Here is a 24403-nt window from a genome sequence, read left to right on the forward strand (position 1 = left end):
TCGGCAGCCACCACAATGAGGAACTGCATTTCGCGCTACCGCCGTACTCGACGCCGTGCTACGTTCAGCGTGATCAGGATGTCCTCTTGCGGCCCCTATCCAGCCCGGCTCCTGGCGCAACCCCAGAAAGCGGAGGCAACGATGCCAACTCTAGTGATCTTCCACGAGGTCGACGACGTTGAGCACTGGCTCAGCTCGCCAAAAAGAGAAGAAATATTCGGGCCGCTGGGCATCACGGTTCGAACGTTCATCGACCCGGCCAAGAGCCACCGTGTAGGCCTGATCGTGCAAGTCCCCGACATGGAAACATTCCAGCGAATTATGGAGTCCGAAACAGTAGCCGAAGCGATGAAATTCGACGGCGTCCGTCCGGAAACAATCCTGACCCTCGTCGAGCCCTAGGTGGACAGCCCCGGATCAAGATGGTCCGTCCTGTAGGGCAGCACCGCCAAGTCCAAGCGGACGACGGCGGGAGGTTCCGCCGTCGTCCACCACTCAAGAGGTTTGCTCTGTGGCCCGGGGGTCTTCCTATGGAGTTGAAGAACAGAGCCGCCGTGCGGGGCAGCGGTCAGTCCGCGCCCTGACCCTCACGGGCCGTCTCCTCCAGGATCCTGGCTGTGGGCGCTGCGGTCATCAGCTGCCCTAACACCTCCGGCTTGTCCCACACCTCGCTGCGGAGCCGTCCCAGAAAGGCGTTCGCAGAGTCCTTGGTGTCGAAGTCAAGGAGCACGGCCACGTCGTTCCGGTCCTCCGTATCCCGGAACAGGCGGACAGACCTGGCGCCCGAGGCCGCGCGGCCTGCAGGATCGCTGTCGAATACTTTCTTGAAAGCCTCGTAGTCCCGGACCGGATAGCTGATCTGCAAGGTGAACATCGTCGTTCCTTTCGCTCGGGCTGTGGCAGGTCAAACATAGGCCTTTCGGCGTTATCCCGGTAGGGCCGAAGGGCGGCGCCGAGCAGGGAGGTGATGGAGGCTTGGGCCCACAGCGTGGCGCAGGCGCCTCACCCCAGGAACGTGCGGTGGATGTCGCTTCCGTAGCGGCGGATGATGTCCCGCTTGGCGTTCCTGAAGGCTTCGAGGTCCCCGGCGTGGCCGTGCTGTTCGGCGCGGCGCCGGGCGAGCTCCTCCGCAATCACATCCAGGAAAAGTTCGGCCAGCAACAGCCGGGCCGAATCGCGGAAGCGTCCGCGGCCGTCGACGTACAGCTGGACCGTGGGCGCGGCGGTGTTGATGATGACCTTGCGCTCCTCTTCGCTGTAGACAGCGCGATCCGCGGTGTTGTGCAGGCTGCGGAATTCGTAGCCGGTGAAAAGGTCGACGCCGTGGTCCCGGGTCGGGCGGTGCGCCTCCCGGTGCGGCACCGACTGTGCCGGCGTTTGCGTTGCCGCCTGTGTTCCCGCATCCGTGGCGATGGCGTGGTGCGGCGGCTGGTCGGCGCTGCGGCGGGAGGCGTGCTCGGCAATGACGATTTCACAGAGCGCCCAATAGTCGCCGGCCCGGACGGTGATCTCGCCCCGGTCGCCCGGCTGGTCCCCGGTCACGGTCCACTCCAGCCGCTGCATCTCCCCCAGCGCGCCGACGGCTATCGGGGCCGGTTCAGGGTCGATCCGCATCGAGCCGGGCAGGTCCACCGCGAAGGTGAGCGTCCCGCCGTCGGGCAGCCGGGCCGGATCCAGCAGCAGCGCCACGTGGAACGGGTGCCCGGGCGGGCGGTAATAGAAGGGCGTGGTGAACCGCAGGGCAGCGGGTGCCGGCTCGGGTGCCGGCGAGCCGTCCCCGTTGCGGAGCGGCAGCGCCGTCTCCAGCCCCAGGTCGACGACGGCCGCCTCGCTCATGTGCTGCAACAGGTGCTCGATCATCTCGGCGGTGCGCCCGGACGTGGTGGCGCGTTCCAGGTGCGTGAGCTTTTCCTTCTCGGCCTGCACGGCGTCGGCGATCATCCGGCTGACGGAGCGGGAGAACGCCGCCACGAAGGGGTCCTTGAGGTTCAGCCCCTCCCGCTCGTCGCTGATGATCGCCTTGCCCCGGCCCAGCATCTCGGTCAGCGCCGGACACCGCACCGTGCCGAAGAGGTATTCCGTGCCCACCTGGTTCTCGAACTCGAACAGCTGGCAGTCGAGCACTGCCATGCCGGATTCCACCACCAGGCCGGCCGTGCGTTCGTCGCCCTTGAGCGTCAGCTCCACGTCCCGGGCCCGCTTCAGCGTGAGCGTGAACGGCCACTCCTCACCGTCAAGGCTGAAACTGCCGGGCCGGTCCGGGCCGAGGAGCAGGGTGGCCGGGGGCTCCTGGAAGCGGATGCTTTCGATGCCATGGTCCTCGGCGCCGGGGTGTCCGTGCACCAGCTCCACCTCGCGCCGCTCCAGCACATCGCGCAGGTAGATGTTGTCCGAGAGCAGCTGCAGCAACGTGGCGTGCTGGGTGATGGTGACGTGCGGATTGTCGACGACGATCGTCACCCGGGTGCCGTTGCCGGCGGTAGTTCCGGTGCTGGGAACGGCGTTTCCGTCGGTGGGGGTGCCGTCCGCCGGGCCGCCAGCGGGAATCCCGAGCCGGGCGTAGTCGGCGGGAAAGGCGCGGCGGTCCGAGCCGTCGTCGTCGTAGAGGTAGCCGCCATTCTCGCCTCGGAAGACGTCGATGCGGGTGAACCGGCCGTTCTGGATGGTCTCGATCCAGCCGTGGCCCAGGCCGAAGATGGCCTGCTTGAGCCCGCGGCCGAAGTAGCCGCGGCCGGTGCCCTCGCCGCGGGAAAGAGGACTGTGGGCGCCGCCGTAGCTGAGGATGCGCCCGGCCTGTTCGAAGGACATACCCTCGGCCTGGTCGCCTACTGTGAGCACGGCCCCGGCGTGGTGGCGCTCGTAGCCGACGTGGATCCGGCCGGTGACCTGGGTGCCGGACTTCTCCAGCCGGGCGTAGCTGTCGTCGCTGTTGGTGATCAGCTCCACCAGCGCCTTCTCCACCGAGGCGAAGCGCCGCGAGTCGATCCCGATCACGCGCTGGTCCACTTGGATTTCGGCAACCGTCATGCTGATTCCCTCGCTCACAACTCCGGTGTTGCTGGCAGTCTATTCGGCCCGACGGCGTGCTGGCGGGCCGATACGTGGAGCGTAGCAGTTTTGGAGTACTTGGCACGGATGCGCGAGATCGGGGCCGCGGCGGTTCCGTGAGGCAGACGTTCGTGGGATGAGAGATGAAGTGCTCGGACCGGCGACCGTGTCCGTTTCATGCTTGCGGATAAATAGGGAAAGCCCCTCGGGAGGGGCTTTCAGTGGGTTGGGCAGTTGATCTCTGGTGTTGGTCAGCGGTGATGCAGCTCCTCCTCCCCGGGCGCTGGGCGCCCCTGCCGGTTTCCGTAGTTAGAGACTCTAATAAATACCCGGGCTGATCGTCCAGCGACATGACCAAGAATTTCCGGTGGCTACACCTGGCAATTGTCCGCTCGGACAGGTACCTCGTGCGTGACTCAGTACTAGGTGACCTGACGTCACACAACGGGACGGCATCCCGATCCGGAGAGGCCACGCCCTACCCTTGACATGTGACTTTGACTAAGATCCGCACCGCCGCCGCGAGTTCCCTCGCCGCCGCAGGCCTCCTGTTTACCCTCGCCGCCTGTTCCTCACCGGCCGCCACCCAGCCGACCACCTCTGCGCCGGCTTCCCCGGCAACGTCTTCATCCAGCGCTGCCGCCGGGCCCTGCGCCGGCGTGAAGGTCATCGTCGACTCGGGCGCCCTGAAGCAGGATGCCGCTGATACGTCCGTCTGCGTGCCGGCGGACGCGCCAATCCTCGCTTCCAAGGCGCTCGAAGAGGCAAAGGTAAAGACCGAGGGCACCGCCCAATATCCCAAGGAACTGGCGTGCCGGGTGAACGGCGTGCCCGCCGCAGACTTCGACATCACCCACAAGGGCGGCACGTACCGGGAAGACTGCAGCAAGATGCCCGCCGCTTTTGCCTACTGGGCTCTCTGGGTTAAGCCGGCTTCCGGCGACTGGGCATACGCCCAGGAAGGCCTCGCCACCCTGAAGGTGAGCCCCGGAGAGAGCCTGGAACTGCTCTTCACGGTCGACGGCGAACCGGCCGCACCCGCGGCATGACCTTTCGACCCGCGCCGCTACGTGCAGGGGCGGCCCTCGCCGTCGTCTTCATCGTGGCGCGGGTCATCTACCGCGTCCTTTTCAACGGGGCAGGCATTGCCGAGCCGGTTCTGCTCGACCTGCCGGCGATTCGGCTGCCGGCCCCGTACGCCCATGTGGTGCTCCTCGGTCCGGTCACGGCGCCCGGGCTGTGGGCGGCGGTCCTGTCCGCCCTGCCGATTGCCGGGATGTTCCTTGGCTTCGGCCTGCTCAACGCCTGGGTAGACGTGGCCCGCGGCTTCGTGCACCTGGCCCGCCGCGGCCCCATGCAGGGCATGGCCCGGACGCTTGTGGTGGCTTGGGCGGCGCTCCCGGCGCTTTCCGACGCCGTGACCTCCGTGCGCCTGGCCTTCCGGTTGCGGGGCGAACGCTTCGGACCCCGCGCCCTTGTTCCCGTGCTGGAGCGCACCCTTGAGCACGCGGCCCGGGTTGCCGCAGCTCTGGAGCTGCGCGGCTTCGGGAGCAAGGCGGCACACCAACCCGGCAGAGGTACGGAAACACCGCTCCTCGTCCGGGACGCCCGGTTCCGCGTTGGTGACGCGCAAGTGAGCGTCGCCGACTTCACGCCGTCGAGCGGGTCCATCACGGTCATTACCGGGGCTACGGGCTCCGGCAAGTCCACCGTCCTGCGTGGCATCGCCGGCCTCCTCTCGCACGTTGACGGCGGAGGCATTTCCGGCACAGTGCGCGTCGCCGGGGCGGACCGTGCCGCCACGCCGCCGCGCGATACCGCCCGCCGTATCGGCGTCGTACTGCAGAATCCCCGCGCCGCGTTCGCCACCACCCGGGTACGGGACGAGATCACCCTGGCACTCGAGCTGCGCGGCATGGCATCCGCTGCCGCCAAGGCCCGGGTGCTGGAGGTCGCGGAGGGCATCGGGGTGTCGGCGCTTCTGGACCGGAATGTCAGCACCCTCTCGGCGGGCGAGGCGACGCTTGTTGCCATCGCCGCCGCAGTGGTGGAGCAACCGGCACTGCTCCTGGTTGATGAGCCCCTGGCCGACCTTGACACCGCAGCGCGCGGACACGTCATTGCCGTGCTCAACGCCCTCGCCCGCGACGCCGGCGTCTGCGTCATCGTGGCGGAGCACCGCGCGGAGCCGCTCGTCCCGGTTGCCGACTCGTGGTGGACCATCGACGACGGCACATTGACCCCAGCAGCAGGGGTGCCGGGTGCCGCGCCCCCGCCGTCGCGCCCTGTCGACGCCGGTCCGACGCCTGCACTGCCAGCGGACTTCGCGCCCGTTCTGACGGCCACAAAGCTCGCGGTGCACCGCAAGGGCAAGCCGCTGGTGCGCGACGCATCCCTGACCCTGCACCGCGGTGAAGTGATGGCCCTGGTGGGGCCGAACGGTGCCGGGAAGTCGTCCCTCCTGGTGGCGCTAGCGCTGGGTGAGGGCACGGTGAGTGAAGGAACAGGCAGGGCAGTAAAGCGCGACGGCGGCACGCTCGACGGCGGCCGCGTAGCCTTGGTGCCGGACGCCTCGGACGACCTCTTCACCAGGGATACGGTCGCCGGGGAGCTCCGCGCGGCCGAACGGCGGCAGTCGCGCCGAAAGAACGGCGGACAGCCCAGGCCCGGGTCTGCTGCTGCTCGCCTTGCCCGTCTGCGGGGAGACGTCCGGATTCCCATTGGGCACGAGCATCCCCGGGACCTTTCCGCGGGGGAACGCAGGATCCTTGCCATCGCACTGCAGACCATGGATGATCCCCAGGTGCTCCTGATCGATGAGCCGACGCGCGGACTCGATCCTGCGGCGCGCACAGCTGTTTCGGCCGCGCTGCGGGCTGCTGCGGAATCCGGCGCGGCCGTCCTGATCGCCACGCACGACCTCGACTTTGCCCACAGCCTTGGCGCCCGGATCCTCCCGATGCGTGACGGCGTCGCGCCTTCCCCAGCGGCTGCCAAGGCGCCGGAACCGCCCCTGCCGCTCCCCCGGACGGTCGGCGCCGCACTAAAACCCAGGGCCGTCGTCGAACAAGACTCGCAGGCCCCGGCAAGGCAGCACCGCATCCGGATGCCGCGGAGCGTCGAGCACGGCGTCCTCGCAGCTGCGAACGTCCTCGCCCTGGCAGCATTCTGCTGGCCTCTCCTCGCCGCGGCCTTCCCGGAGGATGCCGCCGCGGCCCTCCCCTACGCGGCGCTGGCCATTGCGCCGCTGGCCGTCGTCGCCATCGTCGTGTCCCTCGACGGCTCTGTCAGCTCCGCACATACGGTGGCGTTGCTCGGCATCCTGGCCGCGGTCGGCTCGGCGGTGCGGGTGGCGAGCACCGGCGTCGGGGGCGTGGAGGCGGTCTTTATCCTGCTGATCCTTGCCGGCCGGGCGTTCGGTGCCCGGTTCGGCATGCTCCTCGGCGCCGCCACCATCGCCCTCTCAAGTGCTTTGTGGGGCGGCCTCGGGCCGTGGACACCGTTCCAGATCTTTGCCTGTGCGTGGGTGGGCGCGGGGGCCGGCCTGCTCCCCCGCCGGGTGCGGGGAAGAGCCGAGCTGTGGATGCTGTGCGGCTACGGTGTGCTGGCGTCCTACCTGTTCGGCCTGCTGACCAACCTGTGGTTCTGGCCCTTCGCGGTGGGCGCCGGCACCGGCATTTCCTACGTGCCCGGCGCGCCGCTGGGCACCAACCTCAGCAGCTTCCTGCTCTACTCGCTGTTGACGTCGACGGCGGGCTGGGACACCCTGCGCGCCATCACCACCATCATCGGAATCGCTGTGGTGGGCCGGGCGATCCTGGCCGCCCTGCGGCGGGTGAAGCCGGTCTCCAGCGTCGGCGGAATATCCGGCGGACAGACCGCCCAGGGTCAATCCGCCCGGGCCAGGGACCGGCTCTATATCGAGGTCTGAGGACACCGCTGGGAGGCCCAACCCGCATCCAGCACTTCATCACCGCAGCCCAGCCCGACACGACAACAGCCGGCACCCGCTGAGGGGTGCCGGCTGTCGTCTGGTCGGCCCGGGGATGCCGGGCCGCGGGGCTCCGAGAGTGCGGTGCGGCTTAGGCCGGATCCGCGGGGCACGCCACCTCGGGCTGGGGATCCGAGAGGGTCTTCGGGACCGTGTCCTCGAACTGCGGGAGGCGGTTCAGGTAATCCACCACCGAATCCGTGGACTCCACGTCACCGAACTTGTTGTCGATGTCGTAGAGGTTCCACTGCACGACGCCCGGGACGCGGTCGCCGATGGTCTCCCTGGGGATGATCGGGCGGAAGCCCTTCGCGATCGCGTCCTCGACGGTATGGCGCACGCACCCGGCCGCGGTCGCACCGGTCACGATCAGGGTGTCGATGCGGTTGGAGGTCAGGAAGAGCTCGAGGTTCGTGCCCGGGAACGCCGAGGCACGATTCTTCTCGATTACGACCTCGCCTTCCGCGGGAGCAATGCGGCTGTCGATCTGCGCCCAGTAGGAATCCGCCGGAAGGGTCTCCGTGGGGATCTTCGAGTACCACAGACCCATGTCGTTCGTGCCGGAGGTGGCGTCGCGGTTACGGTACACGTTCGTGGTGTAGAAGACCGGGACACCCTTGGCGCGCGCGGCCTCGTTGATCCGCTGGACGTTCGGGATGATGGTCTCCATGCCCGGGCAGCTGAACGGGTGGCCCGGACGGGTCCAGGCGTTCGCGAGGTCGATGTGGATGACGGCGGGGCGGTTGCCAAAGCCGATCCGACGCTTGAAACCGCGCTCGTTGTAGATGCTGGTTCCGGCTTCGAACGCCTCCTCCAGCACTGCTGCAAGACGGGCTTCGATGTCGTTGAACGTCTCTGTCTCTGTTGTCATGGTTCTCTCCACTCTTTCGCCTTTTGTGTTTCTAAGGTAGCAACGAGGTTGCTGTAGTGGATACTGTAGCGCACGAACCGGCACAGCACCAGAGGTACCCAGAGTCTGCATCTCCACCGGACCAACTGCCCGATAGGGCGAGCATCGGCGAGTGCGTTGCTCCTGTTGTGACGATGTTGCTAATAATGCAGCCGATCCCTTCTGGACAAGGCAAAGGCAGGGAAGCCTGCCGTAGCTCGGATGTAGTCTGAGCGAAACACTTTGAAGGACCGCCAAGGCCAGCCTTCTGTTCGGTAATCTCTCGTCCGAAATATGGAAGCGACACCCCTCAGTGAGGCGGGTACAGATTGCGGCATATGATGGCTCGAAAGAGTGGGCGGGATAGTCACGTAGCGCGAAAGGATGAAGGTGGCAGGCAGGCCGAGGCAGGATAACGGGCAGGTCCAAGGGGCTGCGGCGTCGCTGCTGAACGGTCTTGCTGTACTGGAAGCCTTCTCGGTGCAGAATCCGGTTCTTGGTGTGACTGAGGTTGCTCAGCGCGTTGGCCTCCACAAGAGCACGGTCTCCCGCATTCTTGGCGGCCTGGCAGAAGCTGGATATGTCCAGCGGGATGAGGAGTCGGGGCGGTATCGGCTCGGCCTGAGTCTCCTTGCGCTGTCCGGCCCTTTACTGGCGGACCTGGATGTCCGGCGTGCCGCGCTTCCCTATTTGGAGCAGTTAACCGAAAGCACTCAAGAGACCAGCGCAATCTCGGTCTGGAATGGTCACGAAGCCATCGTCGTGGAGCAGGTTGCCAGCCCGAATCAGGTCAAACACACTGCCACCATCGGAACCCGGTACAACAAATTCGAGAGCTCTTCGGTGCGGGTTTTCCTAGCGGAACTGGCGCCGGCTCTCGCGACGGAACTGATCGGCTCCGGGCAGATCCTACGCACGGCAGAAGATGGTTTACCGTTGGACCACACCGCCCACCTGCAGGAAGTAGCCCGCCAGGCATACGCCGTTAACGACGGCTCGACTACGGAGGAGGAGTTTGGGGTCTCCGCTCCGGTTTGGGATTACCGGGGCAAGGTGGTTGGGTGCATCACTTTATCCGCCCCCCGTTCCCGTGTGCACAAGCACGACACCAAGGATGCTCTGGTTCAAGCCGTACAAAAGGCTGCCTCGGAAGTATCCACCCGTTTGGGCTGGTCAGCCTCGCTTCCGGGGTGATTCGTCCACGCAGCCAGGCGAACGTCAGCCAGCAGCTGCCAATTTCGAAGGCGTGGCCCTACTTGAGGTTCCGGCGGTCCCTGCTCTGGCAAACCATCGAGGATTACGGCTCGCAGGCCCATCCACTCCTGCCCGGATCAGCAAACAGCGCCGTCAGCGACCTGGGTCTGTTCCCCTCGGAAGGCCGCCCAACCGTGTGGACACCCGCGCCGCGGCCTCTAGCACGGCTTCGCGCAGGATCGACTGACTATGCAGGTGCTGCACTCGGGATCGGGGCGCGCTGGCTGTGATGCAGCCGACGACTTCGCCCCGGTAGTCCCGCACAGGAGCGGACACACCGTATTCCTCGTAAGTGGTCTCGCCGTCGTTGACGGCGAAGCCGTCGTCACGTACGCCGACGAGCTCTTCGTGGGCCGGGTCTTCGAGACCGAGGTAGCCCTCCCGCAGGATCGTCCGGTCGGCAAGCAGACGGTCGGTCTCCTCGGACGGTAATTCGGCGAGGAATACGCGAACTGAGGAGCTGGCGAACTTGTTGTAGCGCGTGCCGATCGCCGCACTGTGCTTGACCTGGTGGGTGGAGGCCGTCTGTTCCACGACAATCGCATTGCTGCCGTTCCAAACTGCGATCGCGGCCGTCTCACCGGTGGCCTGGGTGAGTTCTTCGAGATGCGGCAAGGCGGCACGGCGGACGCTGAGCTCGGCCAACAGTGGTCCGGCCAGGCCGATCATCCCCAGCCCAAGGCGGTATCGCCCTGTTTCCTCATCGCGCTGCACGTAGCCTGCTTCGTCCAGGCCGCTAAGCATCCGGGAGACCGTGCTCTTGTGCAGGCCAACGAGCTCGGAGATCTCCGTGACGCCTAGGAGGGAACGCTTGGCGACGGAGAATGCTTCGAGAACCGTAAGACCGTTAAGCAGCGATGCTGCCGCCCCTTGCGGTTTGTCAGTGGTTGTTTGTGGGTCAAGCATGGGTTCTCCCTCTCCAGGCGCTACGCGCAGTCACCGTAGCAGCCATCGTACGGTGTGCCCATCCGACCTCTCGCCGGAAGACAAGACACACCTGCCCGGCACGCCGCAGCGCGGCCCAGGAAATCCGGAGCCACCCTGTGGCCTTGAGGGTCAGATCAGGCGACGACAGTCTCGGCAGTCCGAAATCGACTATGCACACTATCCACCTTGCTTGGCAGAGGCCTTGTCGGATCCTTCCGCAAGATGCGCTCCAGCACTTAGGGAGGCTGACGCAAAAGGGAAGTCTCAAGAAATGAACGTCAAAAGCATTGCGCGTTGTTCATAAGGGAACTAAATTGCTTTCTAAGCAACGATGTGAGCTACCGCACATCGGATTGCGGGACCGGACCCCCGGCCCAACGGACTATCTCCAACCCCGGGTGAATCGGGCCCGGCCGAGAGGCCCCCGGTTTTTCCTTCAACCCCAGTCCTGAACCAAACTTTCGAAAGGACCCCCTTATGAAGCGCATCGGAGTAGACGTCGGCGGCACATTCACCGACCTGTATTTCTCGGACGACGACCAGCGCATCGCCGTTGTGGAGAAGGTTCCCTCCACCCCGCACGACCCGTCCGAAGCCGTTATCTCGGGCATCAAGAAGCTCTGTGAGAAGGCCGGGGTGTCCCTATCGGAGATCGACCAGCTGGTGCACGGGACCACGGTCGCCACGAACACCGCGCTGACGCATACCGGTGCAGAGGTCGGGATGATCACTACCGAGGGTTTCCGGGACATCCTGCATATCGCCCGTCACAAGAAGCCGTACAACTTCTCCCTCCAGCAGGATCTGCCCTGGCAGACCAAACCCCTGATCAAGCGCCGTCACCGTCTCACCGTCAAGGAGCGCATCACCGCACCCAACGGAGACGTCCTGGTTCCCCTGGACGAGGACGAGGTCCGTGAGCGCGTACTCGAGCTGAAGGCGGCCGGAGTTCAAGCCATCGCCGTCTGCCTGCTGCACTCCTACCTGAACCCCGCCCACGAGCAGCGGATCGGGGAAATCGTCGCGGAGGAGTTCCCCGAGGCCTACCTGTCCCTTTCTAGCGAAATCGTGCCCCTGTACCGGGAGTACGAACGGTTCTCCACCACCGCACTGAATGCCTATGTCGGGCCCCGGGTCTCGCGTTACCTCTACCGCCTGCAGGAGCAGGCCGAAGGATTGGGTTACAAGCGGGAGATCCTGCTGATGCAGTCCTCCGGCGGCATGGTCCCCATCAAGGAGGCCGCCAAGCGGCCCGTCACACTGATGATGTCCGGGCCGGTCGGCGGTCTGATCGGCGGCATGTGGGCCGGGCGCCAGTCCGGCTTCGAAAACGTGGTCACCCTGGACATCGGCGGTACCTCCGCGGACATAGGTGTTGCCTACCAGGGTGAACTGCGCATGCGTCACCTCCTGGACACCAAGATCGGCGACCACCAGGCAATGGTTCCGATGGTGGACATCGACACCATCGGCGCGGGCGGCGGCTCCATCGCCTACGTCGACGCCGGCGGGGTCTTCCGTGTCGGTCCCCAGTCTGCCGGCGCCGTCCCGGGCCCGGTCTGCTATGGCCGCGGCGGTACGGAGCCGACATCAACCGACGCCCAAGTGTTGCTGGGTCGGATGCGTCCTGATCGCGTCCTGGCAGGCTCAGGTATGGATATGGATCTCGAGGGCGCCCGAAAGGCCATGGAAGGTCTGGCGGAAAAACTCAACATGTCAGTGGACCAGGCTGCCCTCGGTGCCTTGCAGATCCAGAAGTTCGGCATGACCCAGGCAATCGAGCAGAACTCCGTACGCCGCGGCTACGACCCACGTGACTTCACCCTCGTGGCGGCAGGCGGTGCCGGCGCACTGTTCGCCTGCGAGATCGCCGCGGAGCTGGAGGTCCCGAAGGTACTGATCCCGGCCCACCCCGGCATCATGGCCGCAACCGGCCTGCTGGCCACCGACGAGAGGTACGAGTTCGTCGCCACCAGACGGTTCACGTTCTCCAGCGCGGACCCCGCCGCCATCCAGGACTCCTATGAACAGCTGGAGCGCGACGCCAACGCCCAACTCGATGCCGAGGACGTCCCAGCCGGCCGCCGCAAGCTCGAATGGCTCGCGGACGCGCGCTACGAGGGACAGGGCTACGAGATCCGCTTCACCGCCCCCGAAGGGCCGGTCAACCAGGCCTGGCTGGAAAAGGCCGAAACAGCCTTCCACGACGCCCACTTCGAGGAGTACGGCCACCGCTTCAAGAACGGCACCGTGGAAGTTATCAACATCCGTGTCGAGGCCAGCGCCGTGATGGATGACCTGCCCACGCCGGAAGCGATCAAGTCCGGTTCCCTCGATGACGCCCTGGTGGAAACCCGCCCGGTGACCTTCGAACAGGATGGCAAGCCGGTCACCCTGGACACCCGCTTCTACGACCGCGACAGGATGGGCGTGGGAATCACCTTCACCGGCCCCGCCATCATCGAGCAGTACGATTCCACCACAGTTATTCCTCCGGGATTCTCCGGAGCGGTGGACGCAGCCGGCAACCTCGTCATCGACTGCCCGGCCGCTACCCAGAGCGCCGAGAAACTGGCCACCCCGATCCTGATGCGCGTGATCGGCGGCGCCCTGAACTCCGCAGCCAAGGAAATGGCCTCGGTGCTGTTCCGCATGGCCTACTCCTCGATCATCCGCGAGTCCGAGGACCTCGGGGCAGGGCTGTTCGATAAGGACGGCAACGTGCTGGCCGAGTCCGACTCCACGCCAATGTTCATGGGCTCCATGCCCAAGATCGTCAAGGGCGTGATCTCGGTCCTCGGCGACGACATCCACGACGGTGACATCATCCTGCACAACGATCCGTATCTCGGCGCCACCCACTCCCCCGACGTGGCGATCATCGAACCGATCTTCCACGACGGGCAACTCGTCGGCTTCGCCGGCGCCTCGGGCCAGCTGATCGACAACGGCGGTGCGTACTCCGGACTGATGGTGGACATCCAGGACATCCAGTCCGAAGGCACCATCTTCCGGGCGGTGAAGATCTCCGAGAAGGGCGTCCGCCAGGAATCGCTGATCCGGCACATCCTCAACAACACCCGGACACCCACCTCCAACGAGGGCGACTTCCAGGCGATGATCGCGGCCTGCGAGCTGGCCAAGTCCCGCTACATCGCCCTCATCGAGCGGTACGGCTTCGGCGCGGTCCGCGAAGCCGGCCAGAGCTGGATCGACTACTCGGAGCGGATGCTGCGCCAGGAGATCGCCAAGATCCCGGACGGCGTCTACGAGACCGAGGTCGGCTACCTGGACGATGACGGCCGCAACTACGGCAAGAAGCTGCCGATCGTCGTGAAGGTGATCGTCGAGGGTGACGAGATCACCTATGACCTCACCGGATCCTCCGAACAAGTGCCCACCGCATACAACTGCGCCTTCGAGGGCACCACGGTCTCGGCGTTCACGTTCATCACCCGGATGATATTCCTGGATGAGGTTGCCTTCCCAGTGTTCGTGCCCCAGAACGAGGGCATGCTCAAGCCGCTGAAGGTCATCGCCCCGGAGGGCACCATATTCAACCCGACATACCCGGCCGCGACCTTCTCGCGGTTCTCCCAGGTGCAGCGGGCCGTCGACCTGGCCCTGCGTGCCCTCGCCCCGGTCATCCCCGAGCGCGTCACCGCCGGCAACTCCGCCCACATCCACTTCATCTCCTACTCAGGATGGGACGAGAAACAGGGCGAGTACTGGGTCTACCTCGAGGTCAACGAGGGCTCTTACGGCGCCCGCGCTACCAGCGACGGGCCGGATTCCGTGGACAACCTCATTGCCAACACCCGCAACAACCCGATCGAGGAGCTCGAGTGGCGGTTCCCGATGCGCACCGACCGCTACGAACTGCGTTCCGAGCCCGCAGCGGCCGGCGAGTTCCGCGGCGGGATCGGCATCGTCCGGGAAAACACGTTCCTGACGGACACCGCGATCACCTGCGAGGGTGAACGCCACGAATCGGACGTACCGTGGGGCGCATTCGAGGGCCATGACGGCCTCAACGGATCGCTCGTGAAAAACCCCGGTCGGGCGGGCGAGGAGTCCTGGCCGTCCAAGGTCACCGGTCGTCAGCTGCTGGCCGGCGACTCCCTCCAGATCACCGTGCCCAGCGGTGGCGGTTTCGGTGACCCGCACAAGCGGGACCCGCTGAAAGTTCTCGAAGATGTGCTGGACGGCTTCACGACCGCCGAGGCGGCCGCCCGTGACTACGGCGTGGTCCTCAAGGAAGTCAACGGCCAGCTCACGGTTGATCTGAAATCAACCGCCGAACGCCGCGGGGTTTTGGTCGCCGAGCTCAGTTCGGCAACCTGAGCCAAGCGCAGCAGTAAAAGGGGCGGTCTGGAGCCAGTTGGTGACGCTGGTCTCCAGGCCGCCCCCTTCGTTCCGTACTGATCACATCCCCACCCATCCCCGTGAATTAGGAACCGTTATGACCACTGCCCCAACGTTTCAATTTGTCGAGTCTGATGTCACGCCCAAGGACGTCCGGCTGGCCACCTGGATTTGCTTCTTCGCCTGGACCTTCGCTGTCTATGACTTCGTCCTGTTCGGCAACCTCCTGCCGATGCTGGCCTCAGACCTCGGCTGGAGCGCGGCCCAGTCCACCGGGATCAATACCTGGGTGACTGCAGGAACTGCACTCGTGGCTTTCGGGATCGGCCCGATCGTCGACCGGATCGGCCGACGCAAGGGCATCCTGATCGCCGTCATCGGTGCCGCTGTCGCCTCACTGCTGACGGCCACTGTCGGCTGGGTTGTGGGCATCGCGGCCGGCCTTGGACTCGTCTTCCTCGTCCTCGTGCGTTCACTGGCCGGCCTCGGCTACGCCGAACAGGCCATTAACGCTGCGTACCTCAACGAGATGTTTGCCCACAACAGCGATCCCGCCAAGGCCCGCCGCCGCGGTCTCATCTACTCACTCGTCCAGTCCGGCTGGCCGGTCGGCTCCGTCCTGGCCGCCGGGTCCGTCTACCTGCTGTTCCCCATCGGCGGGTGGGCGCTCTGCTTTGCCGTGGCCGCCATCCCCGCAGTCTTCATCGTCATCGCCGGACGCTGGCTCAAGGAGAGCCCCCAATTCGGCCACCGTCACCAGATCGACAAGATGATCAAGGATGGCCGGGTGGAAGAGGCGCAGCAGCTCGGGGAGAAGTTTGGAATCGACGTCTCGGAGAAGGCCAGCCCACTCGTCTCGGTCTTCCGCGGGGAATCGCTGCGGTCCACCCTGACGATCGGCGGAGCCTTCCTCCTGAACTGGCTGGGCGTCCTTGCATTCGCGATCCTCGGCACGTCGCTGCTCACGGCACCGGACGGCAAGAACATCGAGTTCGACAACGCCCTGCTGGTCCTCATCATCTCGAATGCCACGGCCTTCGCCGGCTACCTGTTCCATGGCTGGCTCGGTGACCGGATCGGGCGCCGCAACGCGATCGGGATCGGCTGGATCCTGTGCGCCGTCTCCTTCTTCACCATGCTCCAGGCACCGAACGGGAACTTCCCGCTCATCATTGGGCTGTACAGCGCCGGGCTGTTCTTCCTCATCGGCCCCTTCTCCGCCCTGCTGTTCTTCACCGGCGAAAGTTTCCCCGTCCACACCCGGGCAACGGGCAGCTCCATCATCAACGCCTCCGGCCAGGTCGGAGCGATCATCGGCGGCCTGCTGATCACCGCCGCCCTCGCCGCCGGTGCCGGCTGGATCAACGCCACCCTCTGGTGGGGCGTCCTCCCCATCCTGGCCTCCGGCCTGCTCATCTTTGCCGCCCGGAACGTCGACCCCAGCACGGTCCGCACAGACTGACAGGGACGAACCCGCACCACAAACAACCATCGGCACGGCGGGAACTCCCTGAACACCAGAGAGCTCCCGCCGTGCCGATGACTTTAACATGGCAGGTTTCTCTATCGAGTGGACCGCGACGGCAAGGTCCAATTGCTGCGGCACCGTTTCCCAGCCGGGGTGCGCAGAAGGTGCCATGCCGGGGTTGCCACGAGGCTGCAGGGCCTGCCCGTCCCGCTAAGGCTCTTTGCGCAGCTGGGCCTGTTCCACCAGTTCGGTCATCCACGGCCGGTGCCCGCGGTGCAGCGCCATGCCCCTGGGCAGCCCTTGGACGGAGACTGTGGAACCTGAGATATCGATGGTAATCCGGCCGCCGGCCATGGGCGCATTGGCGATGTGCAGGTCGCCGTAGGACTCCGGTAGTACCGGGTCCAGCCACATACCACCCCGGGAGACATGTGCGTCGTAGCGCATCAGGCTTGTCACCAGCAGAATCGGCGCGGTCGCGGCCCAGGCCTGCGGGGAACACGCCGTCGGGTACGGCACGGGCTGGGTGAACCGTTCCCGGTCGAAGCCGCAGAAGAGCTCGGGCAACCGGCCGTCCGAGTACTGGGCGGCCTCAAGCAGCGCCGTAGCGATCTGCTGCGCTTCTTCCACGAAACCATAGCGAACCAGGCCAGCCGCAATAATGGCGTTGTCGTGCGGCCAGACCGAGCCGTTGTGGTAGCTCGCCGGATTGTAAGCCCCCATGTCGGAAGCCAGGGTGCGAACGCCCCAGCCGGAGAACATCTCCGGGGACATCAGTTTCTCGGCCACCAGCGGCGCCTTGTCCTCATCCACCAGACCGAACCAGAGGCAGTGGCCCATATTAGACGCGCAGGCATCCACCGGGCGCTTGTCCTTATCCAGCGCGATCGCGTAGTACCCGTGATCGGGCAACCAGAACTGTTCGTTGAACCGTTTTTTTAGCTGCGCCGCCCGGTCGGTGAGCTCGTCACCCATCGGCGCGTCGCCGACGTCGTAGGCCATCCAGGCACGCGCCATGTACGCCGAGTAGACGTAGGCTTGGACCTCACACAGGGCGATCGGCGGTTCCGCCAAGGTGCCGTCCGCGAAGTTGATCCCGTCCCAGGAATCCTTCCAGCCCTGGTTGATCAACCCCCGATCATTCAGGCGTTCATATTCGACGAAGCCGTCACCGTCGCGGTCCCCGTAGTCCCGGATCCAGTCCATGGCCCGGTCCGCGTTGGGCAAGAGGGCGGCAATGGTCTCCTTGGCAAAGCCCCAGCGGCTGACGGCCCCGAGCACGCTCACAAACAGCGGGGTCGCATCGACGCTGCCATAATATTCCGGCTTACCGCCCAAGGACAGGCCGCTGGAGACTCCGAGCCGGACCTCGTGGAGGATCTTGCCCGGTTCCTCCTCGCTCATCGGGTCCACCACCCGGCCCTGGCGGTCGGCCAGCGTCTGCAGCGTGCCCAGGGCCAGGGATGGGTCCACCGGCAGAGCCATCTCCGAGGCCCAGAGTGAGTCGCGGCCGAACAGGGTCATGAACCAGGGCGCCCCGGCGGCGACCACCACCCGGTCCGTATGGTCGGGGTCTTCGATCCTTAGCGCGCCCAGATCGTCGTAGCTGCGCTGCAAGGTGCGTTCGATGGAACGGTTGCCCATCTGCAGCACCGGAATCCTCGCCACCCACTCCATCCGGCGCCGGTCCCGTGGAGAAATATCGCCCGGTGCCGGGTGAACAAACGGTGCTATGCCGGTTCCGTCCACGGCAGGCACCACGCTCAGCACGGTGCTCCAGTGGCCGTGCGGCGGAACAACTGTGCGATATGTCAAGGCTTCCGCACCAACGTGGTCGGCGCCGTTGGCGTTGATGACAATCCCCTTGCGGGCACCCTGCCAAGTGCCCCTGATCGTCAGCGAACCTGCATCCGGCTGCCGGATTTGGTCCCAGTGCCGCTGGATGCGCGCCTCCTTGACCTCGAACAGATCGGCGAAGTCCGCTTCGACGCTGAGGGAGACCACGCATTCGACCGGATCCAGCGAGTAGTTCCGTACCGTAAGCTCCTCCGTGATGCCGGCACCCACCTCGCGCAGACGCTCCACAAGCAGCGGGCTGTCCGCATACCCGTCCGAGCGGGCAACACGTCCAGCAAACAGCGCCCGGTACGGTTCCTTGGTTTCCGCCGCCAACGGCTCCAGCACCTGGCCGTTGACGGTCAGGCTCCAGCGGGACAGGATTCGCGTGTCCTGGAAGAAGACCCCGTGCGGGAGTTCGGGTTGGATGTCCCCGTTCGGCAGGGAGATGCAGAAGGATGAGCCTTCCACCAATGTGATGGTCCCGGCGCCCAGTGGTCCGGCCGCGGTATCGGCATTCCATCCAGCCATTTCCGGCTCCTCGAACGGATTGGCACCATACGGCCAGCGCGCCGGTCCTTAGTCAGGCTGCGGCCACCGCCGTCGTTCAATTCGAACGCTACGCCCGTCGGTTCACGGTTGCCAGAGCAGGGCCTCTAATGGTCACGAAGGAGTTTAATATGGCGGCAATGAGTACGCCAGGTTTACGCAAACCGTCCTTCGTCCACCAGCGGACTGTGTCGTCGGGATCGGCCCCGGCAAGGCCAGCGGCTGCCTGGACCTACCAGGTCCGGACAGCAGCTGGCCTTTTACGTGCCATGGGACGTTAGGCGCGGGGCAACAATTGCGAGGCTGCGGCGCGCGCATGTCCTGCCGGCGCGGGGTCGTCGTGGTACCGGCGCAGAGGCCGTCCTGCCGTCTCAGGTATGAGGAAGGTGGCGACGAGGAATGATGCGACGGCAATCACTGCGACGTAGATGGCGGGGGCGAGCGAGTATCCCGTTCCCGCGACAAGCCACGTTGCCAGGAAGGGTGCGGTACCGCCGAACACCGCGTACGTGATGTTGTAGCAGGTGCCCGATGCCGCGAAGCGCACATCGGTGGAGAACATTTCCGACATCAGGACCGAGGTCACCACGTTAGCGGTCACGGCACCGAGTCCTATGAGCAGTTGGCTGACAACGGCGGTTGCGAACGTTCCCTGCTCGGCGATCATGTACGCCGGAATGGTGAGAATGGCCAACAGGCCGGCGGCGGTCTGCATGGTGCGGCGGCGCCCTATGCGATCCGAGACACGGCCCATGACGGGGGCCAGCGCCGTCGCGAGGGTCAGCGAGATCAAGCTCGAGAACAGCGCGAGGTCCTGGGGCAGGCCGACCACCTTGATCAGGAAGGTCGACATATAGGTGGAGTAGATGTAGAAGGAGAGGGCCGTGAGCATCACAAACCCGCCCAGGCGCAGCATCGCGGGCCACTGGGTGCGGAAGACAGCTCCCAGGGATGGGGCGGGCCGGGAGGCAGAATCATCGATCATCGCTTGGAACTCAGGGGACTCGTGGAGTTTGGCGCGAATGTAGAAGGCGATCAGTCCCATCGGCACAGAGAGGAGGAAGAGGATGCGCCAGCCCCAATCACCCATGGCCTCGGCGGGCAGGAGGAAGCTAAGCAGCGCTCCGAGTCCAGCAGCGAAGGCGAACGATGAGAACGTCGCCGCGGACATGGCGGACGAGTAGCGCGCCCGGTGGTTGTCGGGGCTGTGCTCGACGACATAGATGGTGGCACCCGCATATTCGCCGCCGGCAGAAAAGCCCTGCATACAGCGGGCCAAGACCAGGAGGACAGCGGCCCAGATGCCGATCGTCTCGTGGCTTGGGATGAGCCCGATTGCGGCCGTAGATCCGGACATGAGCAGGACGGTCAGCACCAGGATCTTTTTACGTCCAAGACGGTCGCCCAGGCGTCCGAAGAAGATCCCGCCCAAGGGCCGCAGCGCGAAGGCTACCGCGAACACGGCGAACGTCTCCAGCAGACCCGTGACCGGATCCTTGGATGCGAAGAAGGTCGCGGCAATGTGGGTTGCCATGTAGCCGTAGATGGCGAAGTCGAACCACTCCACCACGGTCCCGGCAAAGGAGGCCCGCACCACCTTACGCAGGCGTTCCGGGCTCACCTTCTCCAGTGAGTTGTCTGCAAGATCGCGTTCCATGTTGTCTCCATTCAGGGGATGGCGCCAATTTAGTCGGACGGCAACGCGCCTTCCGAAGCGTGCCTTGTTGCTCACGAACCAAATTAGTTGCTTTTTGCGCAACTTAGGTTGCTGTCCCGTTACGGCCATGTAAATCCGTTACCTCCAACTCATAGGTACGTCATTGCTGCCGCTTCATGCCCGCCGTATGGTTCCAATGGGAGCAACTCAAGGTCCTTGGAGTTCGCCCGGGTGGTGTCGGGTGCGGGAGTTCTGACCAATCAGTCCTTGCGGACCTGCCGGGGTCGACGTCCCAGGCTGCGAAGATGAGCAGGTCGGAGGCCAGGATGTGGATCCCATAGGTGGTGTTGATCCAGACGGCTCCGGCAGCGACAGCGCCGGTGATCAAGCAGGTTGCCGATGATCGCTCCAACCTGGCCGGAGGCGGAGCTGCCCGTTGCGCGGATGTGAGCTGCTCCGCTTCCGGCACGCCCCGCAGGGTACATTGAGGCCGTTTCAAGCCCCCAGCTCACACCTTGAAGTACTTCGCCTCCGGGTGGTGGAACACGAAGGCGTCGGTGGACTGCTCGGGGTGCAGCATCAGCTCATCGCTCAGGACCACCCCCATCCGCTCGGGACGCAGCAGCTCCGTCACCTTGCGGCGGTCCTCCATGTCAGGGCACGCGGGGTAGCCGAGCGAGAACCGGGCACCGCGGTAATCGAGCTTGAAGTACCCGGCCTTGTCCTTGGGCTCCTCGGCCGCGAAGCCCAGCTCGGAGCGAATGCGCGCGTGCCAAAATTCCGCGAGTGCCTCGGTGAGCTGCATGACCAGGCCGTTGAGCTCGTAGTAGTCGCGATAGTGGTTGCCCTTGAACAGCTCGGACGTCACCTCGTCGATCTTCGAGCCGGCGGTGACCAGCTGCACGGGCAGGACGTCCACCTGCCCCGATTCGCGCGAGCGGACGAAGTCGGCGAGGCACAGGTGCCGGTCCCGGCGCTGGCGCGGGAAGTCGAAACGCAGCCGCTCGGTGCCGATGGGACCGCCTGAACCACCATCGGGGGCGAGCAGGCCCGGGGTGCCGAGCACGCCGTCGTGATCCTCCCCGTGGTGCAGCACCACCACCTGTTCCCCCTCGGAGACCACCGGGAAGTAGCCGTAGGCGACGGAGGCGTCCAGCATGCCCTCGGCGAGGATGCGGTCCAGCCAGTACCGCAGGCGCGGCCGGCCCTCGAGTTCCACCAGTTCCTCATAGGAGGCGCCGTCATCGCCGCGGCCGGGCTTGAGCCCCCACTGCCCCATGAAAGTGGCGCGCTCATCGAGCAACGCCGCGTAGTCGTGCAGTGCCACGCCGCGCACGATGCGGGTGCCCCAGAACGGCGGCGCAGGAACGGCGTTGTCGGAGGCGACGTCGGACCGGCCGGGCATGGCCTCCGGTTCGGTCACCGTGAACTTCGGGCCTCCCTTGTGGATCCGCTTCTTCAGCGGCGGAAGGCCGACGGCGTCCGGGTCGGCGCCGCGGGCCACCTGAACCAGGGGTTCCATGAGCGCCAGGCCCTCGAAGGCGTCCTTGGCGTACCGGACGGTGCCTTCAAACTGCTCCGCCAGGTCCTGCTCCACGTACGCGCGGGTGAGGGCTGCGCCGCCGAGGATGATGGGCCACTTCTTCGCGAGGCCGCGGGACTGCAGTTCCGCGAGGTTTTCCTTCATCACCACGGTGGACTTCACCAGGAGCCCGGACATCCCGATCACGTCGGCGTCGTGCTCCTCGGCTGCTGCCATGATCTCGGCGATGCCCTGCTTGATGCCGATGTTGACCACTTTGTAGCCGTTGTTGGTGAGGATGATGTCCACCAGGTTCTTGCCGATGTCGTGCACGTCGCCGCGCACGGTGGCGATCACCATGGTGCCCTTGCCCGACGCGTCCGACTTCTCCATGTGCGGCTCCAGCAGGGCCACCGCGTTCTTCATCACCTCGGCGGACTGCAGCACGAAGGGCAGCTGCATCTCGCCGGCGCCGAAGCGCTCACCCACCACCTTCATGCCCTCGAGCAGCTGGTCGTTGATGATGGCCAGCGGTGACATGCCTTCGCTGCGGGCAAGGTCCAGGTCAGCTTCCAGGCCCTTGCCTTCGCCGTCGATGATGCGCCGCTGCAGGCGTTCGCCGGTGGGCAAGGCGGCGAGTTCGGCAGCGCGCTGGTCCTTGAGCGCTGCGGTGTCGACGCCGGCGAACAGGTCCAGCATGATGGCCAGGGGGTCGTACGTTATGTTGCCGTCGGCATCGTATTCGCGGCGGTCATAGACGAGGTCCAGGGCCACTTTGCGCTGTTCCTCCGGCAATGAGGCGAGCGGCACGATCTTGGCGGCGTCGATGATGCCGCTGGACAGGCCGGCCTGGACGGCTTCGTGCAGGAACACGGAGTTCAGCACCACGCGCGCTGCCGGGTTGAGGCCGAACGAGACGTTGGAGACGCCGAGGGTGGTGTTGATGCCGGGGTACTTGGTGGTGATCTGGCGGATGGCCTCGATGGTTTCAATGCCGTCCCGGCGGGTTTCTTCCTGGCCGGTGGCGACGGGGAAGGTCAAGGCGTCCACGATGATGTCCTCGACGCGCATGCCCCATTCGCCCACCAGGGCGTCGACGAGGCGGGAGGCGATGGCCACCTTGCCCTCGGTGGTTCGGGCCTGGCCCTGTTCGTCGATGGTCAGGGCGATCACGGCGGTGCCGTGTTCCTTCACCAGCGGCATGATGCGCGCGAAGCGGCTGTTCGGGCCGTCGCCGTCCTCATAGTTGACGGAGTTGACCACCGGGCGGCCGCCGATGAGTTCGAGCCCGGCCTGCAGCACCGGCGGTTCGGTGGAGTCGATGACCAGCGGAAGGGTGGAGGCCGACGCGAAACGCGACACGACCTCCTTGATGTCGGCCACGCCGTCGCGCCCTACATAGTCGATGCAGACATCGAGCAGGTGCGCGCCAACGCGGACCTGTTCGCGGGCGATGTCCACACAGTCGTCCCAGCGCTCTTCCAGCATCGCCTGGCGGAACGCCTTCGAACCGTTCGCGTTGGTGCGCTCACCGATGGCGAGGTAGGCGGATTCCTGGTCGAACGGCACGTGGTGGTAGAGGGAAGCGATGCCTGCTTCGCGTTCTGTGGGGACGCGGGCGCCGTCGGCTCCCCTCCCACCGCCGGTAACGGCGGCGCTGGTGCGGAAGGGCGCAAGGCGTTCGACGACGGCGGCCATGTGTTCCGGCGTCGTACCGCAGCAGCCGCCCACCAGGCCCAGGCCGAATTCCCGCACGAACTGTTCGTGTGCGGTGGCGAGTTCGCTGGGTGAGAGCGGATAGTGCGCGCCGTTGGGGCCAAGGACCGGGAGGCCGGCGTTGGGCATGCAGGCGATGGCCACGGAGGACTGCTTGGAGAGGTGGCGCAGGTGCTCGCTCATCTCGTCCGGCCCGGTGGCGCAGTTCAGGCCGATGGCGTCGACGCCGAGCGGCTCGAGCGCGGTGAGTGCGGCGCCGATCTCGGATCCCATCAGCATGGTTCCGGTGGTTTCGACGGTCACCTCGACGAAGATGGGGAGCCGGACGCCGCGGGTGACGATCGCCTGCTTGCAGCCGTTGACCGCGGCTTTGGTCTGCAGGAGGTCCTGGCTGGTTTCGATGAGGAAGGCGTCCGCACCGCCGTCGATGAGGCCCTCGGCCTGCAGGGCGAAGGTCTGTTTGAGGTAGTCGTAGCTGGTGTGGCCCAGGCTGGGGAGCTTGGTGCCCGGACCCATGGAGCCGAGGACCCAGCGCATGCGTCCGTCTGTTTTTTCTGCCGCTTCGGCGCGTTCGCGGGCGATCTGGGCGCCTTTGCGGGCGAGTTCCTCGATCCGGTCGTCGATGCCGTAGTCGGAAAGGTTGGACCAGTTGGCGCCGAAGGTGTTGGTTTCGACGGCGTCGATGCCGGTGGCGAAGTACGCGTCATGAATGTCCGCGAGGACGTCCGGGCGCGTGTCATTGAGGATCTCGTTGCAGCCTTCCAGCCCCAGGAAGTCTGCTTCAAGCGACAGTTCCCGGCCCTGCAGCATGGTGCCCATCGCCCCATCAGCGATGACGACCCGGTGGTTCACCGCGTCCAGAAGCGCTTGCGCGCGGGCGGGACGGGGCACGGACTCAATATCAAGCGCAAAACGAGGCATCTAAACAGATTACGTGCGGGGGCCGGAACGTTGCGCTGTGTGTCCGTGTACTACGGCATGGGACTTGGGAAGCCTAGCCCCGGCTCTTACCCGAATCTGCTGGGCCTGACTTAGGGTTCTCTATTCGGCGGCAGACTGCCAGGAGACGGAGTTCACGCCCATCGTCTAGCGCCGAGAAATCGTCAAAAAGCCGGCAATCCGGTGTCACAACAAACTGGTTCCGGTCATAGTTGCCCTGGCAACCGCCGCACGTTTGGGGG

At 65.6% G+C, this 24403-nt stretch carries 13 protein-coding genes; 6 read left to right on the top strand and 7 right to left on the bottom strand.

Annotated elements, in window-relative coordinates:
• Positions 1–141: 141 nt before the first annotated feature.
• A complete protein-coding gene (locus TV39_RS18260) occupies positions 142–402 on the top strand; it encodes a hypothetical protein (protein ID WP_043484347.1) in 261 nt (86 codons plus the stop codon).
• Between the two features lie 166 nt (positions 403–568).
• Here TV39_RS18260 and TV39_RS18265 read toward each other — a convergent pair whose 3' ends face one another.
• Together TV39_RS18265 and TV39_RS18270 are read right to left on the bottom strand one after the other, a co-directional pair.
• The gene (locus tag TV39_RS18265) at positions 569–874 is read right to left on the bottom strand and encodes a hypothetical protein (RefSeq protein WP_043484351.1); all 306 of its coding nucleotides are present in this window, start codon (positions 872–874) and stop codon (positions 569–571) included.
• A gap of 128 nt (positions 875–1002) precedes the next feature.
• Positions 1003–3027, bottom strand: a complete 2025-nt coding sequence (locus TV39_RS18270) for an ATP-binding protein (protein ID WP_043484764.1) — start codon at positions 3025–3027, stop codon at positions 1003–1005.
• 512 nt (positions 3028–3539) lie between these two features.
• On the opposite strand from TV39_RS18270, the gene TV39_RS18275 reads away from it, so the two are divergent.
• Complete coding sequence (locus TV39_RS18275) at positions 3540–4097, top strand: hypothetical protein (RefSeq protein WP_043484353.1); 558 nt, start codon at positions 3540–3542, stop codon at positions 4095–4097.
• Positions 4094–6979, top strand: a complete 2886-nt coding sequence (locus TV39_RS18280) for an ATP-binding cassette domain-containing protein (RefSeq protein WP_043484356.1) — start codon at positions 4094–4096, stop codon at positions 6977–6979. The genes TV39_RS18275 and TV39_RS18280 overlap by 4 nt, the downstream gene beginning before the upstream one ends.
• A gap of 151 nt (positions 6980–7130) precedes the next feature.
• Here the strand turns inward: TV39_RS18280 and TV39_RS18285 are convergent, their stop codons facing one another.
• Positions 7131–7910 carry an N-carbamoylsarcosine amidohydrolase gene (locus TV39_RS18285; protein ID WP_043484359.1) on the bottom strand — a complete coding sequence of 260 codons (780 nt, stop codon included), beginning with the start codon at positions 7908–7910 and terminating at the stop codon, positions 7131–7133.
• 402 nt (positions 7911–8312) lie between these two features.
• Between TV39_RS18285 and TV39_RS18290 the strand changes: the two genes are divergently transcribed.
• Positions 8313–9122, top strand: a complete 810-nt coding sequence (locus TV39_RS18290; RefSeq protein ID WP_043484361.1) for an IclR family transcriptional regulator — start codon at positions 8313–8315, stop codon at positions 9120–9122.
• A gap of 153 nt (positions 9123–9275) precedes the next feature.
• Here TV39_RS18290 and TV39_RS18295 read toward each other — a convergent pair whose 3' ends face one another.
• Positions 9276–10088, bottom strand: a complete 813-nt coding sequence (locus TV39_RS18295) for an IclR family transcriptional regulator (protein WP_043484362.1) — start codon at positions 10086–10088, stop codon at positions 9276–9278.
• A 498-nt stretch (positions 10089–10586) separates the two neighbouring features.
• Here TV39_RS18295 and TV39_RS18300 point away from each other — a divergent pair, with 498 nt between their 5' ends.
• Together TV39_RS18300 and TV39_RS18305 are read left to right on the top strand one after the other, a co-directional pair.
• Positions 10587–14453 (top strand): hydantoinase B/oxoprolinase family protein, encoded by a 3867-nt coding sequence (locus tag TV39_RS18300; RefSeq protein ID WP_043484364.1) that lies wholly within the window; start codon positions 10587–10589, stop codon positions 14451–14453.
• A gap of 118 nt (positions 14454–14571) precedes the next feature.
• On the top strand, positions 14572–15936 hold the full coding sequence (locus TV39_RS18305; RefSeq protein WP_043484366.1) for an MFS transporter: 1365 nt from the start codon (positions 14572–14574) through the stop codon (positions 15934–15936).
• A 216-nt stretch (positions 15937–16152) separates the two neighbouring features.
• On the opposite strand, the gene TV39_RS18310 is transcribed toward TV39_RS18305, so the two are convergent.
• The 3 genes from TV39_RS18310 to metH all read right to left on the bottom strand — a co-directional run bounded on the left by TV39_RS18310 (position 16153) and on the right by metH (position 24143).
• Positions 16153–18309 carry an amylo-alpha-1,6-glucosidase gene (locus TV39_RS18310; protein WP_043484368.1) on the bottom strand — a complete coding sequence of 719 codons (2157 nt, stop codon included), beginning with the start codon at positions 18307–18309 and terminating at the stop codon, positions 16153–16155.
• 295 nt (positions 18310–18604) lie between these two features.
• Positions 18605–19984, bottom strand: coding sequence for an MFS transporter (locus tag TV39_RS18315; RefSeq protein ID WP_082049871.1), 1380 nt, complete (start codon positions 19982–19984; stop codon positions 18605–18607).
• A 508-nt stretch (positions 19985–20492) separates the two neighbouring features.
• A complete protein-coding gene (gene metH / locus TV39_RS18320) occupies positions 20493–24143 on the bottom strand; it encodes a methionine synthase (protein ID WP_043484369.1) in 3651 nt (1216 codons plus the stop codon).
• Between the last annotated feature and the right edge of the window lie 260 nt (positions 24144–24403).

The sequence above is a fragment of the Arthrobacter sp. SPG23 genome (assembly GCF_000876655.1).
In the GTDB taxonomy this organism is placed as follows: domain Bacteria; phylum Actinomycetota; class Actinomycetes; order Actinomycetales; family Micrococcaceae; genus Arthrobacter.